Source organism: Cohnella rhizoplanae, from assembly GCF_948329515.1.
Taxonomy (GTDB): Bacteria; Bacillota; Bacilli; order Paenibacillales; family Paenibacillaceae; genus Cohnella; species Cohnella rhizoplanae.
Genome location: NZ_CAOJCN010000013.1, coordinates 53,685 through 77,088, shown reverse-complemented (window position 1 = coordinate 77,088; position 23,404 = coordinate 53,685). Strand labels below are relative to the sequence as shown.

At 64.0% G+C, this 23,404-nt stretch carries 22 protein-coding genes; 8 read left to right on the top strand and 14 right to left on the bottom strand.

The window, feature by feature from the left end:
* Positions 1-12: 12 nt before the first annotated feature.
* Complete coding sequence (locus PQG80_RS18825) at positions 13-306, bottom strand: transporter (RefSeq protein WP_271752983.1); 294 nt, start codon at positions 304-306, stop codon at positions 13-15.
* 43 nt (positions 307-349) lie between these two features.
* Complete coding sequence (locus PQG80_RS18820; RefSeq protein ID WP_271752982.1) at positions 350-664, bottom strand: hypothetical protein; 315 nt, start codon at positions 662-664, stop codon at positions 350-352.
* 158 nt (positions 665-822) lie between these two features.
* Between PQG80_RS18820 and PQG80_RS18815 the strand changes: the two genes are divergently transcribed.
* Positions 823-2,595 (top strand): glycerophosphodiester phosphodiesterase, encoded by a 1,773-nt coding sequence (locus tag PQG80_RS18815; protein WP_271752981.1) that lies wholly within the window; start codon positions 823-825, stop codon positions 2,593-2,595.
* 14 nt (positions 2,596-2,609) lie between these two features.
* Positions 2,610-3,059: a hypothetical protein gene (locus PQG80_RS18810; RefSeq protein WP_271752980.1), complete on the top strand. Its 450-nt coding sequence runs from the start codon at positions 2,610-2,612 to the stop codon at positions 3,057-3,059.
* Between the two features lie 4 nt (positions 3,060-3,063).
* Here the strand turns inward: PQG80_RS18810 and PQG80_RS18805 are convergent, their stop codons facing one another.
* Positions 3,064-3,615, bottom strand: a complete 552-nt coding sequence (locus PQG80_RS18805) for a PadR family transcriptional regulator (protein WP_271752979.1) — start codon at positions 3,613-3,615, stop codon at positions 3,064-3,066.
* A gap of 115 nt (positions 3,616-3,730) precedes the next feature.
* On the opposite strand from PQG80_RS18805, the gene PQG80_RS18800 reads away from it, so the two are divergent.
* Positions 3,731-5,215: a DHA2 family efflux MFS transporter permease subunit gene (locus PQG80_RS18800; RefSeq protein WP_271752978.1), complete on the top strand. Its 1,485-nt coding sequence runs from the start codon at positions 3,731-3,733 to the stop codon at positions 5,213-5,215.
* 96 nt (positions 5,216-5,311) lie between these two features.
* On the opposite strand, the gene fhuB is transcribed toward PQG80_RS18800, so the two are convergent.
* The 10 genes from fhuB to PQG80_RS18750 form a co-directional block, all read right to left on the bottom strand.
* Complete coding sequence (fhuB, locus tag PQG80_RS18795) at positions 5,312-7,417, bottom strand: Fe(3+)-hydroxamate ABC transporter permease FhuB (protein WP_432432770.1); 2,106 nt, start codon at positions 7,415-7,417, stop codon at positions 5,312-5,314.
* Positions 7,414-8,478 carry an ABC transporter substrate-binding protein gene (locus PQG80_RS18790; protein ID WP_271752977.1) on the bottom strand — a complete coding sequence of 355 codons (1,065 nt, stop codon included), beginning with the start codon at positions 8,476-8,478 and terminating at the stop codon, positions 7,414-7,416. The genes fhuB and PQG80_RS18790 overlap by 4 nt, the downstream gene beginning before the upstream one ends.
* A gap of 221 nt (positions 8,479-8,699) precedes the next feature.
* Positions 8,700-9,569 (bottom strand): SDR family oxidoreductase, encoded by an 870-nt coding sequence (locus tag PQG80_RS18785; protein ID WP_271752976.1) that lies wholly within the window; start codon positions 9,567-9,569, stop codon positions 8,700-8,702.
* Between the two features lie 19 nt (positions 9,570-9,588).
* On the bottom strand, positions 9,589-10,749 hold the full coding sequence (locus PQG80_RS18780; protein WP_271752975.1) for a GNAT family N-acetyltransferase: 1,161 nt from the start codon (positions 10,747-10,749) through the stop codon (positions 9,589-9,591).
* Complete coding sequence (locus tag PQG80_RS18775; protein ID WP_271752974.1) at positions 10,746-12,071, bottom strand: F390 synthetase-related protein; 1,326 nt, start codon at positions 12,069-12,071, stop codon at positions 10,746-10,748. Before PQG80_RS18775 ends, PQG80_RS18780 begins: the two co-directional genes overlap by 4 nt.
* Positions 12,068-13,096: an MBL fold metallo-hydrolase gene (locus PQG80_RS18770; RefSeq protein ID WP_271752973.1), complete on the bottom strand. Its 1,029-nt coding sequence runs from the start codon at positions 13,094-13,096 to the stop codon at positions 12,068-12,070. The genes PQG80_RS18775 and PQG80_RS18770 overlap by 4 nt, the downstream gene beginning before the upstream one ends.
* A complete protein-coding gene (locus tag PQG80_RS18765; RefSeq protein WP_271752972.1) occupies positions 13,093-14,091 on the bottom strand; it encodes an NAD-dependent epimerase/dehydratase family protein in 999 nt (332 codons plus the stop codon). The genes PQG80_RS18770 and PQG80_RS18765 overlap by 4 nt, the downstream gene beginning before the upstream one ends.
* Positions 14,088-15,374: an ATP-grasp domain-containing protein gene (locus tag PQG80_RS18760; RefSeq protein WP_271752971.1), complete on the bottom strand. Its 1,287-nt coding sequence runs from the start codon at positions 15,372-15,374 to the stop codon at positions 14,088-14,090. Before PQG80_RS18760 ends, PQG80_RS18765 begins: the two co-directional genes overlap by 4 nt.
* Positions 15,364-16,362: a beta-ketoacyl-ACP synthase III gene (locus PQG80_RS18755; RefSeq protein WP_271752970.1), complete on the bottom strand. Its 999-nt coding sequence runs from the start codon at positions 16,360-16,362 to the stop codon at positions 15,364-15,366. The genes PQG80_RS18760 and PQG80_RS18755 overlap by 11 nt, the downstream gene beginning before the upstream one ends.
* Before the next feature lie 659 nt (positions 16,363-17,021).
* Positions 17,022-17,381, bottom strand: coding sequence for a DoxX family protein (locus PQG80_RS18750; RefSeq protein ID WP_271752969.1), 360 nt, complete (start codon positions 17,379-17,381; stop codon positions 17,022-17,024).
* A 169-nt stretch (positions 17,382-17,550) separates the two neighbouring features.
* Between PQG80_RS18750 and PQG80_RS18745 the strand changes: the two genes are divergently transcribed.
* Together PQG80_RS18745 and PQG80_RS18740 are read left to right on the top strand one after the other, a co-directional pair.
* Positions 17,551-18,156 (top strand): TetR/AcrR family transcriptional regulator, encoded by a 606-nt coding sequence (locus tag PQG80_RS18745; RefSeq protein ID WP_271752968.1) that lies wholly within the window; start codon positions 17,551-17,553, stop codon positions 18,154-18,156.
* A gap of 52 nt (positions 18,157-18,208) precedes the next feature.
* Positions 18,209-18,919 (top strand): GDSL-type esterase/lipase family protein, encoded by a 711-nt coding sequence (locus tag PQG80_RS18740; protein ID WP_271752967.1) that lies wholly within the window; start codon positions 18,209-18,211, stop codon positions 18,917-18,919.
* 57 nt (positions 18,920-18,976) lie between these two features.
* Here PQG80_RS18740 and PQG80_RS18735 read toward each other — a convergent pair whose 3' ends face one another.
* Positions 18,977-20,038: a GntR family transcriptional regulator gene (locus PQG80_RS18735; RefSeq protein WP_271752966.1), complete on the bottom strand. Its 1,062-nt coding sequence runs from the start codon at positions 20,036-20,038 to the stop codon at positions 18,977-18,979.
* A 188-nt stretch (positions 20,039-20,226) separates the two neighbouring features.
* On the opposite strand from PQG80_RS18735, the gene PQG80_RS18730 reads away from it, so the two are divergent.
* From PQG80_RS18730 to PQG80_RS18720, 3 genes are all read left to right on the top strand, one after another.
* Positions 20,227-21,558, top strand: a complete 1,332-nt coding sequence (locus PQG80_RS18730) for an ABC transporter substrate-binding protein (protein WP_271752965.1) — start codon at positions 20,227-20,229, stop codon at positions 21,556-21,558.
* Between the two features lie 89 nt (positions 21,559-21,647).
* Positions 21,648-22,538: a carbohydrate ABC transporter permease gene (locus PQG80_RS18725; RefSeq protein WP_271752964.1), complete on the top strand. Its 891-nt coding sequence runs from the start codon at positions 21,648-21,650 to the stop codon at positions 22,536-22,538.
* Between the two features lie 2 nt (positions 22,539-22,540).
* On the top strand, positions 22,541-23,383 hold the full coding sequence (locus PQG80_RS18720) for a carbohydrate ABC transporter permease (RefSeq protein WP_432432768.1): 843 nt from the start codon (positions 22,541-22,543) through the stop codon (positions 23,381-23,383).
* The last annotated feature ends 21 nt before the right edge of the window (positions 23,384-23,404 follow it).

Below are 23,404 nucleotides of genomic sequence, written 5' to 3'. Positions count from 1 at the left end.
TGATCATAAGAATTAGAAGCAAGTGAACGACTCGATCCGATCCAGGCTGATCCCGGAATACATCCAGAAAAATCCGTTCCACCGGAACCCCGAGACCGACGTGCGGCCGACGAATGTCGGATAGAACCAGAAGCCTTGGCCGTTGCGGGGCCAGATATAGGTGTTGCGGAACAGACAGCCGCGGATCGCGCCCGGGTCGACGGCCAGGGCCGATGCGGTGAGCGGTCTCGGCGGAGGAGATTGCGGCGGCGGCGCGGTAGGCGCTTGCTGCGTGCCTTGCGGTCCGAAAGGGGGCATGAATGCCATTACTTCTCACTCCTTGTCATGGATAAGAGCGGGCGATTACCGATTAGAGCAGCGAGATCGTGAGCAGGTTGAAGAGCACGAGCGGCAGCACGAAGCCGGGGTTCCCGAACGGAACGGGCGGGCCCGGGAAGAAGGCGCGGCTGTCCGGTATGTTCATATACAGGATGCCTCGGTCGCAGTGCATGAGGTGCCCCTCGAACACGTCGCCGTCGAGCGTCTCGACTCTTGCCATCTTGCCGGCGTGTTGGCCGCAGAGGCCGTGCATGTGGTCCTTCACGGACTTCAGCGTGTCATGGACATGGGACGCGCATTGATAGAGCGGCGTCGAAGCGCCGCGGGCAGAGTACTGCAAGCTCATAGCGATACCTCCGTCTATTTGAACATAGGATAAGGTATGCGCATGCCTAGTCCGGCGTTCCGCCGTCGCCTATCGGTCCCGCTTCCCGGACATGTTATGATAGGAGGACCGCCACCTGGGCAAGCCATCATACTTTTATAGAACTGGGATGAATCGCTATGTTTAAGCTGCTGGGCAGAGCCTTCCGCGATTTTCGAGCCACCTACCCCAAGCTGCTGCTGTTCGAATATTTATACATGCTGATCTCGAGCGTCGTGATCGTGCCGGTCATTACGTTCATGTTCAACCGGATTCTGACGGTCGTCGGCTCCGGCTCGCTGCTCAACGGCGAGGTCTACAGGCTCGGGCTTACCTATAAAGGCGCGCTAGGTCTCGTCCTCATCGGCCTCGTCGCCTCCGTAGCGGTGTTGATCGAGCTGTTTGTCTTGATCGTGCTCGTGCAGCAGCATTATTTCGGAAAAGAGATCGCGATCTCGGACGCGGTGCTGACGACGATCCGGCGGGCGCCGAGGCTGCTCGGCTTCGGTATTTTCCAGCTGCTCGTCCTGCTGCTCGTCCTGATTCCGTTCATCGACTCGCCGCTGTCGGCTTCGTTCTATGCCCTGTTTAACGTGCCGATCTTTTTGAACAATCAGCTGCTTGACGCCTCGTATACGATGGCCATCGTGTATACGCTTATCATCGTCGCCGCGCTGTACGCGCTGCTGCGGTGGATATTCGCGCTGCACTTCATCGTGCTGGAAGACAAGACGACCGCGCAGGCGATCCGCAGCAGCCAGGCGCTGACGCGGGGCAGGCGGATGCAGCTGTTCTTCTCGCTGTTCCTGTTCAACGCGACCGTGTTCGCGGCCGGCTCGGCTGCGATCTCTTCGCTGTCCTACCTGCCCGCCTGGCTGAACATGAACGTGCTGACCGTCGTATCCAACCATTATTCCCTGACGCTGTCGACGATTCTGACGTACATGTTCGCGCTGCTGCTCCTGCCGGTCAACATCATCCTGCTGACGCGTCTCTACTATAACTTCGGCCGCGCCAGCGGCGCGAAGCCGCAGGACCGTCTCCGCATCTACTATAGCGGGCTCGGACGGTTCGAGGGCCGCCTTGGACGCTATCTCAAGGGGTTGAAGCGCAAACGCCTGCTGTATGCGTCACTCGCCGTCGCCTACGTCGGCTTGGCGGTATTCGTCGGATTCAGGGCGAACGGCAGTCTCGTGTACGCCAAATGGAGCGTGCTCATCGCGGCGCACCGTGGCGATGCGGCGGATGCGCCCGAGAACTCGCTGCAGTCCGTCGTCTCCGCGATCGACAAGGGCATGACGGCCGTGGAGCTTGACGTCCAGCTGACCAAGGACGGGGTCGTGGTGCTCCACCACGATCCCAACCTCCGCCGGATGGCCGGCGTGAACGCACGCGTCTCCGAGTTGACCTACGCGCAGGTCAGCGCGCTCGACATCGGGGAAGACGAGAACGGGGAGCTCGTACGCATCCCGACGCTGGGCGAGGTGCTGGACACGGCGCATGGGCGGATCAAGCTGCTCATCGATTTGAAGCCGTACGGCGCGGGCGAGGCGCTGGCCAGGGAGGTCGTCCGGCTCATCCAGGAGTCGGACATGGCGCAGGAAGCGTACATTCAGTCGTTCGACGGCGATGCGCTCCGCTACATCCGGTCGCTCGATCCCGACATCAAGATCGGGCGGATCCTCTACTTCGCGCTCGGGGATCTGTCGGCGCTCGACGTCGACTTCTACACGATCGAGCAGGTCATGCTGACCAAGCAGCTCGTGAAGCAAGCGCATGCCGGAGGCCGCGAGGTGTGGGTGTGGACGGTCAACGACAGGCGCGACCTGAAGGAAGTGCTGAAGTTCCAGATCGACGGCATCATCACCGACAATCCCGTCACGGCGCAGTCGATGGTCGAGGTCAACTTGTAGGAGCGAGTGCGAGGATGCTGCGGACCGCAACGCCTCTTGTAGTGAAGGCGATGAGCCGGATCGGGCGGGTGCGCGGCGCAACGCCTCTTGTGGTGGAGGCGATGGGTCGGATGGGGCGGGTGCGTGGCGCAACGCCTCTTGTGGTGAAGGCGATTAGCCAGTTGGGGGCGGTGCGAGATGCAACGCCTCTTGTAGTGAAGGCGATGGGCCGGATGGGGCGGGTGCGGGCCGCAACGCCTCTTGTAGTGAAGGCGATTAGCCGGATCGGGCGGGTGCGTGGCGCAACGCCTCTTGTGGTGAAGGCGATGTGCGGGATGGTGCGGGTGCGTGGCAAAGTGTTGTCGATGGAAAGCACATCGGCGCGCATGCGAGGTTGCGTGGCTAAAGTACTGTCGATGGGAAGCACATCGGCGCGCAACCGTACCGAAGCGCGCCATCCAGCATTAACCCCCGGCGTCGTCTAACCGTTCAATGTTCCTCCGGCAGCAGACTGAGCGCCCACTCGCACCAGGCCCGGTTGGCCTCGTTCGTCATGATCGCCTTGCGCGTGAGCAGATAGGCGCCGAACAGCGGGTGCTTCGGAGAGGGCAACCCCTCCTCCGGCCACTCCGGCTTCTCGCGCAGCTGCGCGAGCTTGAGCTCGTAGGTCTGGTGCCGCTCCTCGTGGTAGGCGAGGCGGCCGGCGAGCATGTTGCGCGCGGATTCGTTCTTCGCGTAGGACAGGCAGAACACCTTGAGCATCATCTCGTCGCGGAGCGCGGGCTCGGCCGCCGGCTGGTCGAACCATGCCTTCAGCGCCTCCTTGCCCTTCGCGGTCAGGGAATACACCTTTTTATCCGGTTTATCGCGTTGGGGTACCAGCTCGCAGCTAATATAGTCTTCCTTCTCCAGCTTGGCGAGCAGCGGATAGATCTGGCTGTGCTTGGCCGGCCAGAACGGCTGGATGCGCAGCATCAGATCGTAGCCGGAAAAGGAAGATTGCGCGAGCAGGCTCAGCAGTCCGTAGGAGAGGGTGTTCACGTCGTTGCTCCTTTGTAGGAAAAATTGCTTTGACATACGCGAGCATGCGTAGTAATATTATGGCGTTTTATATATGTAAATATAGACATATAGCTGGGAGATGGAGAGAGTTATTATGAATACGGAAAAAAAGACGCCGGAGGTTCGTTTTTGGCCGGTTATGATGTCCATTTTTATCGGTTCCTTCTTGTGCGTCCTGGCCTCGGCGACGATTAACCTCGCGCTCGAGCCGCTTAAGGAGCACTTTCACACGACGCTGAGCTCGGTTCAGTGGACGCTGACCGGCTTCATGCTCGCGATGGGCACGACCGCTCCGATCGTCGGCTACCTGGGCGAACGCTTCAGCTACAAACGGCTGTACCTGTTCTCCCTCATCGGCTTCACCGCAGCCTCCGCGCTGTGCGCGGCCGCATGGAGCGAGGCTTCGCTGATCCTGTTCCGGGTGTTGCAGGGCGCCTTCAGCGGCCTGATCATCCCCGCTACCATGTCCATTATCTATCAAATCATCCCGCGCGGCAAACAACCGATGGCTATCGCCTTCTGGGGCCTGTCCGCCATGCTGGCTCCGGCCTTCGGACCGACGATTAGCGGCTGGCTGCTGCAGAACTTCGACTGGCAGTGGCTTTTTATCATGAATCTGCCGATCGGCCTGATCGCGATATTGCTGGTGTACCTGTACATTCCGTATTACCGGCTTAGCGTGCCTAAGTCGTTCGACGGCCTGGGCTTCCTCACGGTCGTAGTCAGCAGCACGTCGCTCCTGCTCGCCTTGGGTCAAGGCCATAGCTGGGGCTGGGGATCCGCCAAAGTCATCGGGCTGTTCGCCGGCGGGCTGGTCGTACTGGCCCTGTTCATCTGGCGGGAGCTGACGGCCGAATCGCCGCTGCTCAACCTGCGGGTCTTCAAGAACGGCCGCTTCACGCTGAATACGATCATTGCGAACATCATCACGATCAGCCTATACTCCGGCACGCTGCTGACGCCCGTCTTCCTGCAGCGCATCCAGCACGTTTCCGCGATGGACACCGGCCTGATCCTGCTCCCGGCCTCGCTCGCGATGGCGCTCATGATGCCGATCGTCGGCAAGCTGTACAACGTCGTCGGGCCGCGCGTGCTGATGTCCATCGGCATCATCCTGCTGACCGCCGGCACGCTGGCGCTCAGCTGGCTCAGCATCGATGTCTCACATTCCTATGTCATCTGGTGGATGACCGTGCGGAACCTGGGGATCGCGTTCGTCGTCATGCCGTCGAGCAATGCGGCCATGGACGAGATCTCTCGGGAAAACTCGGGCCACGCCTCCTCCATCTCGAATTGGACGCGGAACGTCTTCGGTTCCTTCGCGATCGCGATCTTCACGACGCTGCTCGCTTCGCGCTCCATCGACCACGGCACCGACCTGGCGATGGCGGGCGACCAGAACCGCGAGCACATCGAGATGATGGCGTTCACGATGAGCGTCAACGACGTATATCTGATCGCAACCTTCGTCGCGCTCGCCGCCCTGCCGCTAAGCCTGTTCGTCGCCAAGCTCAAGAAGCCGCATACCGTGCTCGCTTCCGAGTCGGTGAAGGCGGAGACGGCGACGACCGAAGGGTAAGTCAAATAAAGAAAGCCGAAGACGCAGCGGAAGTTCCGTTGCTTCTCCGGCTTTTTTTGCTGCGGATGGGGAAAGAAAAGCCGCCGCGCCGAGATATCATCTGCCCGTCCGCGACCGGAACATCAGGAACACCAGGTACGGCGCGCCGATGAGGGCGACTACGATGCCCGAGGGAATCTCCTTGGGCGACAGGATGATCCGACCGACCCAGTCGGCGCCGACGAGCAGCACGGCGCCGATAAGGCACGACAGCAGGAGCAGGCGGCGATGGTTGGAGCCGACGAGCATGCGCGCGGCATGCGGCGCAAGCAGGCCGATGAAGCCGACGGCGCCGACGGCCGCGACCGCGACGGACGCGAGCAGCACGGCGAGCAGCGCGACGAGGAGCCGCGTCCGCCGCACGGGCAAGCCGAGTCCGGTGGAGCTCTCGTCGTGGAACGAGAGCAGGTCGACGCGCCGCCCGAGCCACAAGGCGAGAGGCAGCAGCAGGACGATGAACGGTAGCGTCTGGCCGAGCTCCGCCCAGCCGCGGGCGTAGGTGCTGCCGGCCATCCAGGCCAGGGCTGGCGCGAGCGTCAGCTTGGCATAGACGACGAGGATGTTGATGAACGCGGAGCCGGACGCCGCGACGGCGATGCCGACAAGCGTCAGCACGGTCGGGCTCAGGCCCCGCCGCCACGCGGCCGCATACACGATCGTCGCGGCAGCCAGGCCGCCGGCGAAGGCGCCGACCGGCACCCAGCCCGGCGGGAGCGCGGGAAAAGCGATCAGCAGCAGCATGGCGCCCACGCCCGCGCCGCTGGAGACGCCGACGATCTGAGGATCCGCGAGCGGGTTGCGCACCGCGCTCTGCATGAGGCTGCCGCTGGCGGCGAGCGCCACGCCCACGACGGCGGCCGTCAGCAAGCGGGGCAGGCGCAGGTCGAGCAGCACTTTTTCGTGCAGGGGCGTGCCATTCCCGGTCAACGTCGAGAGGACTTGCCCTACGGATAGATGCAAGGTTCCGTTCATGAGCGCCGCCACGCTGACGATGATCAGCAGCGCGGCGAACAGCAGGACGAGCAGCGGATACGGCATTCGTTTGGCGAATACCGATACCTGCATGGACGCCCGGCTCTCCGCGGACGACGATGAGCCGGCGTGCTTGGAGACGCGCAGCGCCAGCCAGATGATCCACGGCGCGCCGATGAAGGCCGTCACGGCGCCGGCAGGCAGCTCGCCGACCGCGCTGGCGGCGAACCCGCGGGCCACGGTATCGGCGCCGAGCAGGATAGCCGCGCCCCAGATCGCGCTGAGCGGCAGCAGCCAAGCGTGACGGGACATGCCGGACAGCTTGACGATGTGCGGCGCCAGCAGGCCAATGAAGCCGATCGGGCCGACGATGCTGACGCTGACGCAAGCCAGTACGATGCCCGCGCCCATGGCGAACATGCGCGTGCCCGCGACGCGGTGGCCGAGCGACTGCGCCGTCTCCTCGCCGAACGCGAGCAGGTCGAGATGGCGCACGGCGAGCAGCACGGCGGCCAGCCCGCCCGCAATCCAGGGCCACGCGAAGCGGACGCCGCTCCAGTCGTTCTGGTTCAGGGAGCCCGAGCCCCACAGGAACAGTCCCTGGGTGCTCTGTTCGAACAGCAGCATGAGCGCGCTCGTGACGGAGGACAGCACGAGCGTGACGATCATGCCGGACAGCGCGATGCGGATCGGCGTGCCCTTGCGGCCGCCGCCCATGCCGAACACGAGCAGCGCGGCGCCCGCGCCTCCCGCGACAGCGAACAGGAACGCATATTGGTGCAGCAACCCCGGCCAGAAGATCGTGCCGACGGCGACGACGAGAAAAGCGCCGGCATTGATGCCGAGCGTCGTCTCCGAGGCGAGCGGGTTGCGCGTGACGGACTGCATGAGCGCGCCGGATACGGCGAGGGCGGCGCCCGAGAGCAGCGCCATCGCGGTGCGCGGAAGGCGCACGCCGTGGATGACGCGGTGATCCGGCGTATCTTTGGGAGAGATGAGGGCGTCGAACACCGTCGCGACCGAGATATGCGACAGGCCTTGGGTCAAGCTGGCGAACGCCAACACGACGAGCAGCAGAACGCCTCCTGTCAGCATCGCGAACGGAAGCCAGCCCCTCGCGCCACTGGCGGGAAGGGCCGGCTCCATGCGCGAAGGAGAGGGAGCGGGCTCCCGGACCGACGCGTCGATCATTGTGCGGCCGTCAGCGCCTTCACGGTGCGCTCGGCCATCAGCTTGGCGGCATAAGGACCGCCGTACGGCCATGTGTCGCCGCCCAGCGCGTAGACGCGCTTATCCTTGACGAAGTTGAGTCCGGTCCAGACGGGATTCTTCTCGAGCATCGGCAGCACGTCGTCCTCCGCCGTAATATGCAGATAGTCGGCGTCTTGTACGGACTGCAGCGCTTCTACGCCGGTGGTGGAGTAGCCGTATACTTCAAACTGAGCCGGCTTGAAGGCGTTCTTGAGGCCGAGGTGCTCCAGATTCTTGATCGCGAGCGCGTTGTCGGTCGAGATGCGGAACGTGACCGCGTTCTGGTCGACCCACGGCATCGTCAGCACGATCGACTGGCCTTCCTTGCCGGCCGCCGCGAGCTTCGCCTTGCCGTCGTCGTACGTCTTCTGCAGATCGGCGAGCATCGCTTCGGCTTCGGCCTGCTTGCCCAGGACGTCGGCGATCGTATGGAACGTATCCAGCATCTCTTGATATTGGTCGCCTTGACCCTCCGGCGGGTATGGATCGAACAGCAGCGTCGGCGCGATGCCGTTCAGCTGATCGTACGTCGCTTCGTGGCGGAACTTCACGCCGATGATGAGATCGGGCTCGAGGGCCGCGATCGTCTCGAGGTTCGGCTCCTGGCGGGTGCCCACGTCCTGAACGTCCGCGGACAGCTCCGTCGGCGTGGAGATCCATTTCTTCATGTTCTCGATATCCGCGATGCCGGCCGGCTGCACGCCGAGCGTCAGCAGCTCTTCCGCGTACGTCCATTCGAGGACGACGATCTTCTGGGGCACGCCCGTGATCGGCAGCTCGCCGAGCGCGTGCTTGATGTTGCGCGTGCCGCTCGCGTCGGCAGACGGCGAGGACGATGCCGAAGGCGAAGCGGCAGCTTCCGAGGAGGCAGGGGCGGACGCAGACGCGGATGCGGACGAAGACGCCGCGCTATTATTGTTGTTGCCGTTGCCGCAAGCGGCGACGAGCAGGATCAGAACGGACAGCATGGCGAAAAGCGACGATTGGCGTAGGTAAGACAAGTGATTTTCCCCCTAATCTATATTTGGATAACCCTGGTACCGCGCGTTGGAATTTCCTCGATAATGATAATCGTTATCAATACTAAATGTCAACGGTTTTATGTATTCTGCTTCGAGCCTCGATAGAAAGTTGGCGATGCCCGTCAATCGCATGCGTAATAGAACCTTCGGAATGTCCGGAGGTTCTGATGATACGCGTATAGCTGAATTTAAAATGCCGGCTATGGGGAAAATCCGCCGCTCCTGCGCATGGCGCGCCGCGTCGCCGCCTCGATCACCCGCCACGGCAGCAGCCTGCCGGCCAGCAGGAGCAGGCGCGAGCCCCGGCCGATCGGGTATCGCAGCCGCGAGATGCGCCGCTGCCCGGCGAGACGGGCCACGAGCTCGGCGACCTCGGCCGGGTAGGGCGCGGTCTCGGCCGTGCGCCTGGCCATGCGGAGCACGGCGTCCAGCGCGCCTTCATAAGGCGAATCCGGCTTCGCATGCATCTCCGCGAACCCCTTTGCCCAGATCGCCGTGCGGTATGCGCCGGGCTCGACGAGCGCGACGCGGATGCCGAAGGGCGCCACCTCGTGGCGCAGGCTCTCGCTGAAGCCCTCGACCGCGTATTTGGACGCGGCATACGCGCCGTATCCGGGGAACCCCCACCGCCCGCTCACGCTGCTCATCTGAATGATCGTCCCTCCGCCCTGCGCCCGCATCGCCGGCAGCACGGCCTGCGTCGTTGCGACCAGGCCGATAAAGTTCGTCTCCATCTGCGACCGCCACGCGGCCAGCGGCACCTCCTCGGCGAAGCCGCCGACCGCCATGCCCGCGTTGTTCACCAGCACGTCGATCCGGCCGTGCCGCCGCAGCATGCCGGACAGGGCGGCCGCGATCGAGTCCGCGTCGGTCACGTCCAGCCGAACCACCTCGATCCGTTCGCGCGCGCCGGCCCGTTCCGCCTCCTTCATGAGCGCCGTTTGTTTATCAGGATCCCGCATCGCGGCGACGACCCGGTAGCCCCGCTTCGCCAACTCGATCGCGATGAGCAGGCCGAAGCCGCTCGACGCGCCCGTGACCAGCGCCGTGCTAACCTGCGCATTTCCCATTCCCGATCTCCCTCCCGTCTCATAGCTTGTATCTGCGCATCAGCGGCACTCCGACCCTGCCGAGCAGCCCCTCGAGCGCGGCCCAGCTCGCCCTCCGCCATGCAGGCAGGTGCCGGTCGTAGACGGCGGTATATTCCATGTCGGCGACCGCGCCGCGATTGCGCTTGAACTGCGCCGCCCCCGAGCTCTCGTGGAGCAGCAGGCCGCGATCGCGGGCGAGGCCGATCAGGAGGGCGGACAGCATGCGGTACAAGCCGATCTCCTGCGGCAGCGACGTGTCGTAGCCGAACAACGGCGTCGTCATGGCGCCTTCCCGCGCGTAGAAGCCGAGGACGGCGTCGAGCCTGCCGGTGACGGCGTCGCGATAGCCGTGCAGCTCGAGGGTTCCCTCCGCGAGCGCCGTCTCGAGGAAGCGAGCCGTGAACTGCGGATTGTGCAGGGAGTATTTTTCCAAGTACAGCATCTTGTACAGCGCCGCGATCCTCGGAATGTCGGCAGCCGTCATGTCAGCAGGCCCCGATACCGCGTAGCCGTGCCGCTCCGCCAGTGCGCGGTCGCGCTTCAGCAGCCAGCGGGCCTTGGCATTCGCGAAGTCGGGATCGCCCGTCCGCAGCAGATAGATCTGTCGGCTGGGTACGAGGCGGCACCGCCGATCCTGGAGCAGCTGCAGCTCGCGCGCGTTGAGCGCGGCGTTCAGCGACCGGAAGGCGATGGCGTGGCCGGGAAACGCGAGAATCAGGCGATCCAGCGCCGCCGACCATTGTTCGTCAGACAGCGACGGATAGAGGTTGGTGGACAGCAGCCAATTGTTGACGTGCACGACGCGGTTGAACCGCGATGCCTTGAGCAGGCCGCCGATGCCGGTTAGCAGCGCGGACAGCGCGGCGATCAGGGCGCGGCTCCGGAGCAGCGAGAGCTCCTGCCTGGCATAGCTCACGTAGTGCGTGTAGGGCGAGCATACGTAGGAGTTGGCGTACTCCGCGTCGTTGACGGTCAGAGGCACGGGTATGCCGTCTACGCTCATGACGACGAGGCGCGCGCGGACGTTGCCGACCCACGATTCGCTGCCGCTCGTCACGATCGGGGCCAGATAATGTCTCGCATATTGTCCGTACGCCGTATCGGGCCAGGGGCAATCATCGATATTCAGGCTGTCGTAGAAAAAGATGTCTACGCTCACGGTACATACCTCCGCTCGACGCGCCGGAGCTTGCGCTCGCCGGGCATGCGTGCGAAGGGTGCGAAAGAAAGCGCGGGGACGATGCATCCGAGCCGCTCGCAAAGCGCTCCGACGGATTGCCGTATCCGCGTCTCGGCCGCCTGCCGCAGGTCGCCGTCCCGCAGGTCGAGCTCGATCGTCCAGCGATCCGGCGCGGTTTGCACGGCCCGGTACTGCTGAATCTCGCTCGAAGCGCCGATGATCGCGCGCGTCACGAAGTCCGGATAGACGGGGACGGGTTGGGCGCCCGGCTGCCTGGACGAGGCGTAGAAAATATCGTCGCAGCGTCCCTCGATCCTTTCGATGGCCGTGAAAGGCGAGCCGCAGGGGCAGGGCGCCGCGCGTTCGACGAGCAAGTCGTTCAGACGGTATCGCACGATCGGCTGCGTCCGGCGCGAAAAGTCGGTGACGATCGGCACGAATGTGCCGGGTTTGCCGGAGACGTACGCCTTTTCGATATAGACGAGATCCTCGTTGAGATGCAGCGTCCCGTGCGCGCACGTGCAGCCGAGGAAGCCCTCGGTGCACTGGTAGACCTGGTGAACGATCTGACCGAAGGCCCGCTCCATGATCGCGCGGTCGAGCGGATCGAGTACCTCGGCGGCGGCGATGATGCGGCGGGGACGGATGCCGCCAAGCCTGCCCGAGAGGGACGCGTCCGCCAGCGCGCGCAGCATGGACGGCGGCGCCGCGATCAGGTCCGGCCGCTCGGCCTGCAGGCGCCGGATATGCGCGTCGAGCGGGTCGAGCAGATCGTAGAACCCGAACGAGAGCCGCCGGCCCCCGACGGATTCGTACAGATTGCTGTTCGCGCGCAGGAAAAAGGCGATCCTGATGCGGCTGAGCAGCGAGACCGGGAGCATCTTGCCCAGCATCGTCCCGGCCCAGGCCGCCTGCTCCGCGGGACTCACCAGGAACAGGCCGCGGTTGCCGGAGGTGCCGGACGACAGGCCGACGGTGATGCCGCGCAGCGCCGGTTTGAAGTCCCGCGACCGCTCCGCCGACTCCGCGACGGCGAAGGCTTCGGCACGGGTAATGCCTGCGGTGTTAAGGCGGCCGAAGCCGGCCATCATGGCGGACTTGTCGATCTCGGGAAATGCGCGCCAATCCGCGTCGGGAATGCCCTCCCACAGTTCTCGGTAAAACGGCGAATCGCGCCGAACGCGCGCGACATGACGCACCACGCGCGACTCCCGCCATCGGTCGAACGCGGCCTGATCCGGCCAGCGTGTGCCGCGCCGGGCGCGCAGGTAGCGGAGCATAAATTCGGCGGCTCTGATCATCGTGTTCGCACCTCCCGGCTGCCGGTCTCGTCGATCGGGAAAAATTCGCGGCAATGGCTCGGCACGACGACGAGCGCCGGATCCGCGGCCTGCCAGCGCCGCAGCAGCGCGAAGCTGTCGCGGTATGCCTGCCGGTCGTCCATGACAAAGCCGGCGGCGGGGTGCGGCGGCCGGTCCTCGCGCAGCGCGCGGCTCGACCAGGCTGCGTCGGCGCACAGCAGACAGCGCGTCGGGGCGCTCTCAAGCGCTGACGCCGCCGGCGCGGGATCCTGGGGCGGCGGCGAGGCGGACGCAGCAGACGCAGATGCAGCGTACGCAGCGTACGCAGCAGACGCAGACGAAGAGGGCGCAGCAGACGCAGCGGACGCAGCAGAAGTAGGCGAGCCCGACGCATGGAGCAGCAGGCCGATCTGTCCTGCGGCATGCCCCGGGAGGCTGACGGCGATCACGCTGCCGTCGCCAAGCAGATCCCAGCCGCCGGGCAGCGGCGCGGGGGCTGGAATCTGCGTCCAAGCGGCCGTCCGCTCGATGGGCGATGCGGTGTCCGCAAAGCCGTCCGGGAGCAAGCCCGGCAGGAACCCCGCGCGCGTCGTGCGGACGGGACCGAGCCGGCGCAGCGGCGCGTAGGCGGCCTCCGGGTACAGGAAACGCGCCTCGGGAAAATCCCGCGCGCCGCCGATATGGTCCGCGTGAAAGTGCGAGAGGATGACGGTGCCGATCTCGCCCGCTCGGATGCCGAGCCGGGCAAGCTGACGCACGGCCGCATCCTCCTCGCGGTAGCGCACGGGGGTGAGCCGGCGGTACAACGAGTAGGGGAGCCGCCGCGTGAGCGCCTCGAAGCGTGCTGAATAGCCGGTATCGAACAGGATCCAGCCCTGCGACGGATGCCGGATGAGCGCGAAGCCGGCCGGATACGCTGCCGTGCGGAGCGAACCGCCCCGGATGGTCACGAATTCGGGGTGCACGCAATAGCCTGCCGCCATCAGCTTCAGATCGACGGGCACGATCGGCGTCCCGGCGCTCATCGGTTCGTCCTCCACCAGGCCGCGAATCGCTGCAGGCCCTCGTCCACGCCGACGCGCGGCTCGTACCCGAGCGTCCGGCGCGCCGCCGAGATGTCGAGCGTCTGGCTGTACGCGAGCAGACCGACGGTGTAACGGGTGAAGGGCGGCTCCGCGCCGAGAAAGGGCGCGATCCGATATGCGCTCTCCATCCAGGCGCCCGCGGCCAGCGCCGCGCGCAGCGGGACCGTCCGCGTGCGAAGCGGCTGCTCCAGCAGCCCGAACAGGCGCCGCAGCAGGTCGATAAGCTTGGCGGGCTCGCCGTTCGAGATGTTGAAGATGCGCCCGGACGCTTCGGCCGGCGCCAGGCAGGCTGCCACTAGGGCGTCGACCACGTTGTCCGCATAGGTGAGGTCGAGCAGCGCCTGGCCGCCGCCGATAAGCGGGATGCCGCGCAGTTCGTTCACGCGCATGAGACGGGGGAAAAGCGAGCCGTCCTCGGGCCCGAAGATGGCTCTCGGGCGCAGAATGACCGCGTCCAGTCCCCGGGCTGACGCCTCCTGTACGATTCGTTCCGCGATCAGCTTGGTCGCCGCGTAAGCGTTGACCGGCCGGCGGGGCAGCGCGGCCGTCTCGGAGATAAGGAGCCGGTCGGCGTAGTCGAAGTATACGCTCGGCGTAGATACGTGCACGAGCCTGCGGACGCCGTGGCGGAGGCAGCCGGCCGCGACATGCGCGGTGCCCGCGACGTTCGCCGCCTCGAAGTCGCGGTAGCGGCCCCACGGCGAGGACAACGCCGCGCAGTGAATGACATAATCCTGGTCCGCGCAGGCCTCGGCGATCTCCTCCGGCTCCCGCCCGATATCGATCCGGCGGAACGCGATGCCGTCAGCTTCCAGCCGTCGGCCAGCCTCGGCATTCCGCCCGACGCCGGTCACTTCCCAACCCGACCCGGCAAGACGCAGCGCGGCCGCCCGTCCGAGGGAGCCGGTCGCGCCGGTGACTAACGCTCTGGTCATCGTTCACCATTCCATTCGATATCGATTGTCGACGCTTCCTGAAGCGTCACGCCGCGCTTGGCAGCGGTCCGCCGCAGCCAGGCATACAGCCGCAGCTGCTCGGCGGCGGGTCCGGCGTCCCCGCGCCGGTACACCGCGTCCCGGCTGCCGGCGAAGGCGCGCAGCCACTCGGATAGGCGGCGCTCGCGTGCGGCCTGCGCGAGCCCGTATGTCAGCATCGCGGCGGACAGCATGGCGCCGGCGCCGGGCGCGGGCGTCGCGACCGTCCCGCCCGCGATCAGCCGCTCCGGCGAGAGCAGCGCCTCGGCGAGTCCGTCCGCCGGCGTGAACAGATGGATGCCGCTCGTCGCCCGCGGATTGCACTCGAGCGGATAGACGGCGCCGTCCGGCAGCGCCATGAAGTCGAACGCGATCTGGCCGGTGAATCGCGCATGGCGCACGAACCGCGACACCCAGTCCATCAGCGCCGGATGGGGCTCGGCGCGGAAGTGAATGCTGGCGCCCCGGCCGGCGCGGAAGCGGCTGCGGTAGGCGGCGAACGCCGTCAGCGCGCCGTCGTGCGCGACGCCATAGGTGCACCACTCCACGCCGCGTAGCAGCTTTTGGGCGACCCAGGGTCGCTCCGGCGCGATGCCGGACGCTGCCAGCCTGCGCACGGTCGCTTCCCTGACCGAAAGGGACAAGGCATCGCGACCGCCGCGAGCGTCGATCAGGATCACGCGCGAGGCGAACCGAGAGTAGGCGGGCTTGAGCACGAGCCCATCGGCGAAGTCCGGATCGGCGAGCAGCGGCAGCCATCCATCGGGCGACGCCACGGACACCGTCCGCGGCGCGGGCAGCCCCGCTTGCTCCGCCGCGCGGATGAAGCTGCCCTTATGGTGAAGGCGGTCGAGTGAATCGAGCGGCGAGGCTAGTACGCTGCAACCGCTCGGGAACCGGTCTAATCCGCGGGAGATATGGAAGATCTCCTCGCAGGTCGGGACGAGCGCGTCGATGCGATGCTCGGCCGCGAGCCGGCTCAACGCGTCGGCGAAGCCGCGCGGATCGGACGCAGGCGCAGGCACGGCGAAGCTCCGCTCGACGGCGCGGGACGCGCGGCAGAGATGGCGGGGCGCGCTCTCCGCCGCGAACACCGTATGGCCGGCGGACCGCAGCAGACGGGCGAGCTCCAGCGCCGCGGGCGCCCTCCCGCCGGTGAGCAGGATGCGCTGGCTGCCGCCTGTGCTGCCGCTTTTCCACGCGACGTCGTCTCCCCGGCCTCCCGCCCGCGGCTCAGTAATCAAGGACGAGCCCGCCGAGCGTCAGCCCTGCGGCCGTGCCGATGAGCAGCACCCGGTCGCCGCGGACGATCCGTCCCGCGCGGATCGCCTCGTGCAGTCCCATCGGGATGGAGGCCGCGATCGTGTTGCCGTGCTCCGGCGTGATGTAGACGAGCTGAGACGCCGAGATGCCCAGCTTCTTGCGCAGCAGGCGCACCGCCATCGCGCTTCCTTGGTGGGGCACGACCGCCTTGAAGTCTGCCATGCGCGTGCCGGTGTCCCGCAGCAGGTCGTCGGTGAAGGCGGGCAGGAGCCGGGCGGCCATCTTGAAAATCGCGGGTCCGTCCATGCGGAACAGGTAGTCTTCCGGTTCTGCGGGCAGCGGCCCGCGCGGGTGCCGCTTCGACCCCCCGGCGCGGATCTCCGAGTACGGGGCGCCTTCGCTGTAGGTGCGCAGCGACGCGCCTACGATGGCGGACGTCTCCCCGTCCGCGGCGGGACCGAGCACGACGGCGGCTGCGCCGTCTCCGAACAGGGCTGCGCTCTCCTTGTGCGACCAGTCCAGCCCGAGCGAGGCGATCTCGGTCGACACGATCAACACGCGTCGGTAGCGGCCGGCGGCGATCATGCAGGACATGACGTCCAGCGCGTTCAGGAAGCTGAGGCAGGTCGCGTCGACGTCGAAGGCGGGGACGCCCGAGCGCTGCTGGCCCATCGCGTGCTGAATATAGACGGCGGTGCAGGGCAGCGCCTGCTCCCGGGTGCCGCTGGCGCAGACGAGGCAGTCGATGTCCTCGAAGCGCAGGTTCGCGTCCGCCAGCGCGGCGTGCGCGGCCTTCGCGCCCATCTCGGACGCGGTCTCCCCGTTCGCGAAGTAACGGACGGCGACGTCCGTGGTTTTCCGCGTCCATCCGCGAGCGACGCCGAGCCGCTCGTCCATCTCGATATCGGTGACGGGACGGCCGGGCAGATACTTGCCGGTCCCGCAGATCTTAACTTTGCGCAGCGTCATGGTGGCGCATCTCCTTCCGGTTTTGGCGCTTTCGTTCCTTACATTCATTGTGCCGGAACGAACGCGAACCGGGTAGTACCAACTATTCATGGTACCATCGTTTTTCGAGCGGGAGGCTTAAATTTTGACAAAGCGCGCAGACGTATCGGCCAAAGTGCTGTCGAGGGAAAGCACATGAGCGAGCGGCGCGGACGAATCAGCCAAAGTGCTGTCGAGGGAAAGCACATGAGCGAGCGGCACGGACGAATCCTCCGAAGTGCTGTCGAGGGAAAGCACATGAGCGAGCGCGCGGACAAATCTGCCAAAGTGCTGTCGAGGGAAAGCACATGAGCGAGCGGCGCGGACGAATCCACCAAAGTGCTGTCCAGGGGAAGCACATGAGCGAGCGGCGGGGATGAATCCACCAAAGTGCTGTCGAGGGAAAGCACATGAGCGAGCGCGCGGACAAATCTGCCAAAGTGCTGTCGAGGGAAAGCACATGAGCGAGTGGCGCGGACAAATCCGCCAAAGTGCTGTCGAGGGGAAGCGCATGAGCGTTCGCGCCCAGCATCCGCGGGCTTCCCCGGCGCACACGAAAAAAACCGCCAACAGCGTTGACGGTTTTTGACCCTCTCACTTACTTGCTCAATAGCTCAATCACCCACGCACTCGCGCGTGCCTTAGTTCGGGAAGTCGCCCAGGTCGGAGCCCAGCAGCGCGGCGAGCACGATGGCGAGCGCGGCCAGCACCAGCGCCGGCGCGATCGCGCCGAACTTGTCCTTGGCGCGCACGTGGAATAGGACGGCGCCGAGCATGATGGCGCCGATCAGAACGGCGCCCCATGCGGTCCAGCTGTCTCGCCAGAAGCCCGCGACGAGCGCGGCGACGCCGACGAGCTGCAGCAGTCCCGTCACGACGCGGAACCACTGCGGCAGTCCCAGCTTACTGAAGCTGTCGACCTGCATTTTGACGCCCGCCACCTTGGTGAATCCCGAAGCCGCGAACGCGACGATCAGGAGGATCTGAAGTACCAGTGCCATTTTTTTCGAACCCCTCTCGATATCGTACAACTTATGCAACACCTGTTGCTTAGGCTATGATAAGATAGCTTTGACCGGCATACAACCGTCAAGTTGGCGCGGAATATCGCTTAAGCGACAATCGGGCCGAATTGTAGGCTAAGTCTTGCTAAAAGGGAGGCCGGCAGCCATGCAAGAGGACAAGATTAAGACCGATCCGCGGGTACAACGCACGAGGCAGCTTATTTTAGACGCGTTCCATTCGCTGGTCCCGAACAAGGATCTGAAGGACATTACCGTCGGAGACATCACGAAACGCGCGACGATCAACCGGGCGACCTTCTACGCGCACTACGCGGACAAATACGAGCTGATGGACGATGCCTTCGCGCACATGTTCAAGGGGAGCCTCATGCAGAAGCTGTCCTGCCACGCCGAGCTGAACCGCGAGACGCTGACCGCGATCATCGTCACCTTGTGCGATTTTCACATGAGCTTCAGTACGCAGTGCCAGCGAAGCTATGAATCCATGAGCCCCTACATCGAGAGCAAGGTCACCGAGATGCTCCATGGCGTATTCGAGCTGCTGCTGGGTCAAAAGGAGCGGCTGGACGAAGAGACGGCCCGGACGATGTCCGGGATGCTGAGCTGGAGCGTATACGGCATTACGAAAAGCTGGAACAAGGAAGGCCGCAAGGTAACGCCGGAGCGGCTGGCCGAACAGGCGATCGCGGGATTGCTGGCGGCGGTCAGGGAGATTGACGGTTCGACAATCGGCGCGATGAATGGTAAATAAATAAGCTTCGGCTTAAGGGGCGAAGCATGCGGCGGCGGAGGAGGAGATGTCCATGACGAACGGAAGCGGCGAGACGATCAACACGGCAGTCATCCCGGTATCGAAGCTTGAAGACGATTCTTACGATTGGTGGGCGCGGCACGGGCAGGTGCTGAGCCTGCAGCGGACGATCGATCCGGAGGTGGTTCTGATCGGCGATTCCATCACTCATTTCTGGGGAGGCGAGCCCGGGACGGAAGCCGTTCACGGCAATCGGGAGGCGTGGAATTCGGTGTTTGCTCCCTATCGGGTCCTGAACCTGGGCTTCGGCTGGGACCGCACGCAGAACGTGCTCTGGCGGCTCGATCACGGTCAGCTGGACGGGCTCGCGCCCAAGATGGTCGTCATCCTGATCGGGACGAACAATACGAGCGATACGGAGAACGCGCGGGCGAACGGCCCGGAGGAGATCGCGGAGGGTCTGCGGGCGATCTGCGACCGCGTGGAGGCCAAGGCGCCGAGCGCCAAGATCGTGATCATGGGGGTACTGCCGCGCGAGCATGAGCCGGATCATCCAAGGCGGGCCGCGATCGCAGAGATCAACGCCCGATACGCGGCGATCGCGCAGGAGCGCGGGTATACGTACGTGGACATCGGTCCGCAGCTGCTCGAAGCCGATGGCACGCTGTCGCAGGAGACCGCGCCGGACTACTGCCATCTGTCGGAGCGGGGGTACAGGCATTGGGCGGAAGCGCTGCGTCCGCTGCTGCCTGCGCGTCAATAGCCTGACGGGGCGTCGAGTGTCTCCTGGTGCTCCGATGGCTTTCAGGGTCCCCGCCGCTCAGGGCACCACCAGCTCGACGGGCACGACGATCTGCCGCGGGTCGTACTCGCGGCGAATCTGGACATCCAGGAGCGCGACGGCGGCGCGCGCGATCTCTTCTTCGTTCTGCGCGATATAAGGTACGCCCGGCAAGCCGGGATCGTCGAAGGATACGAGCTCGACGCCGGATCGCCCCAAGCGGGCCAGGGCGCTCGCCGCCAAGTTCGCGACCTCCTCGGTCAGGGTGAAGACCGCCGACACCGAAGGCCTGTCCTCCAGGAAGGAAGTAATGTATTCCGGGGCCTCCTCGCTGCGCAGAATGTGCAGCGGCACGTGGCACCAGAGGCTTTTGTCTATCGATATGCCATGCTCGATATATGCCTTCTCGCATCCGGCCGTCCGATCCTCGACGGTCGTATTCGCGTTCTCCGGGGAGAGCAGCGCGATGTCCCGGTGGCCCTTGTTCAGCAAGTGGGCGACGGCGGTCTTGGCGCCGCCCAGGTTGTCGGACGTTATCGTGTTCGTCTCGATATTGCGCAGATAGCGGTCGATAAAGACGAACGGAAACTTGTCGAGAGAGAGCCGCAACAGCGACTCGTTGTACTTCTCGTCCTCCGTAGGGAAGACGACGAGTCCCCGCACGCCCGCGCCGAGCATGGCATGGATCGTCCGGGATTCTTCGGCCGCCGACTCGCGCGTGATTCCCAGGATCATTTGATAGCCGGCTTCTTTGAGATAACGTTCCATATGGTCCACCATTTTGCGGATGACGCCGGTTTTCATCGTCGGTATGATAAACCCCACGAGCGGGCTGGCTTCCGCGGAAGGTCCGGCTCCAGGGGAGGCGTCCTCGGCCGACGCGCCGGCGGCGACGAACGTCCCCTTGCCCTGAATCCGCACGACCAGTCCGTCGTCCGCCAACTCCGCGAGCGCGTTTTTGACCGTGATCTTGCTCACCTTGTACGCGTCCATGAGCTCTTGCTCGGAGGGTATGCGATCCTTGGGACGATAGACGCCCGATGCGATCTTCTGCTTGATGTCGGACTGAATCTGCTTGTACAGCGCGACTTTGCTCACCATGTTCTCACACTCCACATAAAAATTATGTTTTTATACTCAATTGAATATATAAATTATGATTTAGACCCATTATAATTCAAATTGTAAAGCGCTTACAAGCCTATTTTCATTAAAACCTAGCAGGAGATGGAAGCTGCGTTGAGCAAGTCAGAGCACGGCCAATCCGACTGAACGAAGGGGATATGGAAATGAAAAAAAGATCGTACGGTTCGCTCGCGCTGACGCTGGCGGCTGCAGTGGCAATGTCCGCATGCGGCAACAACGATAATAACGGCGCGTCCGCCTCCGCCGGCGCATCCTCTAAGCCGTCGTCCGCCCAGACTTCGGCCAAGGCGACCAAGCTGGTCTTCTGGACGTTTAATGAGCTTCACCAAAAGTTTCTTGAGAGCATGGCCGCATCCTGGAACAAGGCGAATCCAAACGAGCAGATCAAGCTGGAAGCGACGACCTTTCCGTATGACGACAGTCACAACAAGCTGCTGGTCTCGCTGCAGTCGGGCAAAGGAGGGCCGGACCTGGCGGACGTCGAGATCAGCAAGGTCGGCAACTATCTGAAAGGCGACCCGCAGCTCGTCCCGCTCAACGACATCGTGGAGCCGGAGAAGGATAATCTGGTCATGTCGCGGCTAGAAAACTATGCGAAGGACGGTCAGTACTACGGCATCGATTATCATGTCGGCGCTCAGGTCATTTATTACAACAAGGAGATTCTCGATCAGGCAGGGGTTAATCCCGACGATATCGTGACCTGGGACGACTATGAAACGGCCGGCAAGCAGGTGCTGGAGAAAACGGGAAAGCCAATGACAACCGTGGAAACCGGGGACCAATGGACCTTCTGGCCGATGGTCGTGCAGCACGGGTCGGACTTCCTGGACAAGAGCGGCAACGTCACGCTCAATAGCGCGGAAAATGTGGAAGCGCTCGCGTACCTGCAAAAGCTGGTGAAGGAAAAGATCGCCGTGCCGGCGCCGGGCGGCATCCACCACGCAGAGGAATACTACGGCTTCATGAACAAAGGCGGCGCGGCATCGGTCTGGATGCCGATGTGGTACATGGGCCGATTCACGGACTACATGCAGGATCTCAAAGGCAAGTTGGTCATCAAGCCGATGCCGGTATTCAAGCAAGGCGAGATGCGCTCCTCCGGCATGGGCGGTACGGGCACCGTGATCACCAAGCAATCCAAAAACCAGGATCTCGCGAAGAAGTTCCTCGCCTATGCGAAGCTGTCGAAGGAAGGCAATATCGAGATCTGGAAGCAGCTCGGCTTCGATCCGATCCGTTCCGACGTGTGGACCGACCCGGCGATGCAGGAGCCGAACAAGTACACGGACTACTTCGGCAAAGACATCTTCACGTTCCTCTCGAGCCTGAAGTCCGAGATCGCGCCGACCAATATCGGCGAGCGGACGCCGGCAGTGTCCGATGCGGTCAAGACCAAGGCGATGTTCCAGGCGCTCAGCGAGCTTAAGGATCCCAAGCAGGTGCTGGACGAGGCAGCCGCAAGCATTAAGTAAAATGACCATTACCCGGCCCGGAGCCGCCGCGCGCACGATAAGCTCGCGGCGGCATCGGCATCCGGAACGGAAAGGAGCGAAACGACGGAATGAGGTCCAATTGGCTGTATTCCCAGCGAATCGCGCCGTATGTATTCGTTCTCCCCTTCGTGCTGTCGCTCGCCGTCTTTTTCCTGTATCCGATGGCGTCGACGCTCCTGATGAGCTTCCAGGAGGTGCTTCCCGGGCAGACGCACTTCGTCGGCTGGAGCAATTACGAGAGCATGGCGGACGACGATTCGTTCTACGCCGCGCTGTGGAACAGCACCAGGTATACGCTCTGGACGCTCCTCGTCCTGATCCCGCTGCCGCTCGTGCTGGCGGTGCTGCTGAATTCGGCGCGCATGCGGTGGAGCTCCTTTTTCCGCTCCGCGCTGTTCGTCCCGACGCTGACTTCGGTCGTCGTGGCGGGCATCGTGTTCCGCCTCGTATTCGGCTCGCTCGACGACTCGGTCATGAACCAGATCCGGCATCTGTTCGGCTTGCACACGATTAACTGGATGGGCGGCTCTGCGACGGGCATGCTCGTGCTGGTCGTGCTCGCCACTTGGCGGTTCGTCGGCATCAACATCGTCTACTTCCTGTCCGCGCTCCAGACGATACCCGGCGAGCTGTACGAATCCGCGGAGATCGACGGCGCGAACACGTGGCATAAATTCAAATCCATCACGCTGCCGCTGCTGAAGCCGGTCGCGATCTACGTTCTTACGATCAGCATCTACGGCGGCTACTCGATGTTCACGGAGAGCTTCATGCTCTGGAACGGGAACCGTTCGCCCAACGACATCGGCCTCACGATGATCGGCTTGTTGTACCGCAACGGCGTCGAGCAGAACAATCTCGGCCTCGGCTCGGCCATCGGCGTCGCGCTGCTCGGCACGATGATGATATTGAATCTCGTCGCGCTTCAATTTTTCGGATTGTTCAAGAAGGAGGAATAGCCGTGCTCGCAAGAAAGACGACCTTGCAGACTTTCCTTCTATTCGCGTTGTTTGCTGCGCTGGCCGTCCTGGCGCTATTCCCGTTTTACTGCCTGGCACTCGCTTCCTTCAAGCCGTCCAAGGAGCTGCTGCGCTACGGATTGAATATCAAGCTGCAGCCGGAGCTGCTGTCGTTTCACAACTACTCGTTCATATTCTCGGCAGGCGCCGCCAAGTACATGGGCTGGTACAAAAATTCGGCGATCGTCACGATCGTGTATACGGTCTGCTGCCTGCTGCTGTCCTCCATGGTCGGCTATGGCCTCGCGATGTACCGGTTCGTCGGCCGCAACATCCTGTTCGTGTTCGTGCTGCTCGTCATGATGATCCCCGTCGAGATGATCATGCTGCCGTTATACAAACAGATGATCGCCTTTAACCTGATCGATTCGTTCGGCGGCGTCATTCTGCCGTTCGTCGTGTCGCCGCTGCCGATCTTTTTCTTCAGGCAGTTCGCGGCGGGTTTGCCGCGCGATTTTCTGGACGCGGGACGGATCGACGGATGCACCGAGTACGGCATCTTCTTCAAGATCTTCGTGCCGCTCATGGCGCCCGCCTTCGGGGCGATGGCGATCGTGCAGTCGCTCGCGAGCTGGAACAGCTTCGTCTGGCCGCTCATCGTGCTGAATTCAGGGGAGAAGCTCACGCTGCCGATCGGCCTTGCCAGCCTCGTGACGCCATACGGCAACAACTACGACATTCTCATCGCCGGCTCCGTGCTTGCGATCGTGCCGATCATGGCCGTGTTCATCTTTTTCCAACGCTTCTTCGTATCCGGCCTCACGGTCGGCGGCGTAAAGGGCTGACGGAGCAAACAACGCAGAAAA

Bases quoted from the DNA above. Each gene is read 5' to 3' on its own strand.
- PQG80_RS18825 (WP_271752983.1), bottom strand. From the start codon at position 306: ATGGCATTCATGCCCCCTTTCGGACCGCAAGGCACGCAGCAAGCGCCT.
- PQG80_RS18800 (WP_271752978.1), top strand. From the start codon at position 3,731: ATGAATACGGAAAAAAAGACGCCGGAGGTTCGTTTTTGGCCGGTTATG.
- PQG80_RS18745 (WP_271752968.1), top strand. From the start codon at position 17,551: ATGCAAGAGGACAAGATTAAGACCGATCCGCGGGTACAACGCACGAGG.
- fhuB (WP_432432770.1), bottom strand. From the start codon at position 7,417: ATGATCGACGCGTCGGTCCGGGAGCCCGCTCCCTCTCCTTCGCGCATG.
- PQG80_RS18810 (WP_271752980.1), top strand. From the start codon at position 2,610: ATGCTGCGGACCGCAACGCCTCTTGTAGTGAAGGCGATGAGCCGGATC.
- PQG80_RS18740 (WP_271752967.1), top strand. From the start codon at position 18,209: ATGACGAACGGAAGCGGCGAGACGATCAACACGGCAGTCATCCCGGTA.
- PQG80_RS18730 (WP_271752965.1), top strand. From the start codon at position 20,227: ATGAAAAAAAGATCGTACGGTTCGCTCGCGCTGACGCTGGCGGCTGCA.
- PQG80_RS18815 (WP_271752981.1), top strand. From the start codon at position 823: ATGTTTAAGCTGCTGGGCAGAGCCTTCCGCGATTTTCGAGCCACCTAC.
- PQG80_RS18735 (WP_271752966.1), bottom strand. From the start codon at position 20,038: ATGGTGAGCAAAGTCGCGCTGTACAAGCAGATTCAGTCCGACATCAAG.
- PQG80_RS18765 (WP_271752972.1), bottom strand. From the start codon at position 14,091: ATGACCAGAGCGTTAGTCACCGGCGCGACCGGCTCCCTCGGACGGGCG.
- PQG80_RS18725 (WP_271752964.1), top strand. From the start codon at position 21,648: ATGAGGTCCAATTGGCTGTATTCCCAGCGAATCGCGCCGTATGTATTC.
- PQG80_RS18750 (WP_271752969.1), bottom strand. From the start codon at position 17,381: ATGGCACTGGTACTTCAGATCCTCCTGATCGTCGCGTTCGCGGCTTCG.
- PQG80_RS18770 (WP_271752973.1), bottom strand. From the start codon at position 13,096: ATGAGCGCCGGGACGCCGATCGTGCCCGTCGATCTGAAGCTGATGGCG.
- PQG80_RS18785 (WP_271752976.1), bottom strand. From the start codon at position 9,569: ATGGGAAATGCGCAGGTTAGCACGGCGCTGGTCACGGGCGCGTCGAGC.
- PQG80_RS18775 (WP_271752974.1), bottom strand. From the start codon at position 12,071: ATGATCAGAGCCGCCGAATTTATGCTCCGCTACCTGCGCGCCCGGCGC.
- PQG80_RS18755 (WP_271752970.1), bottom strand. From the start codon at position 16,362: ATGACGCTGCGCAAAGTTAAGATCTGCGGGACCGGCAAGTATCTGCCC.
- PQG80_RS18820 (WP_271752982.1), bottom strand. From the start codon at position 664: ATGAGCTTGCAGTACTCTGCCCGCGGCGCTTCGACGCCGCTCTATCAA.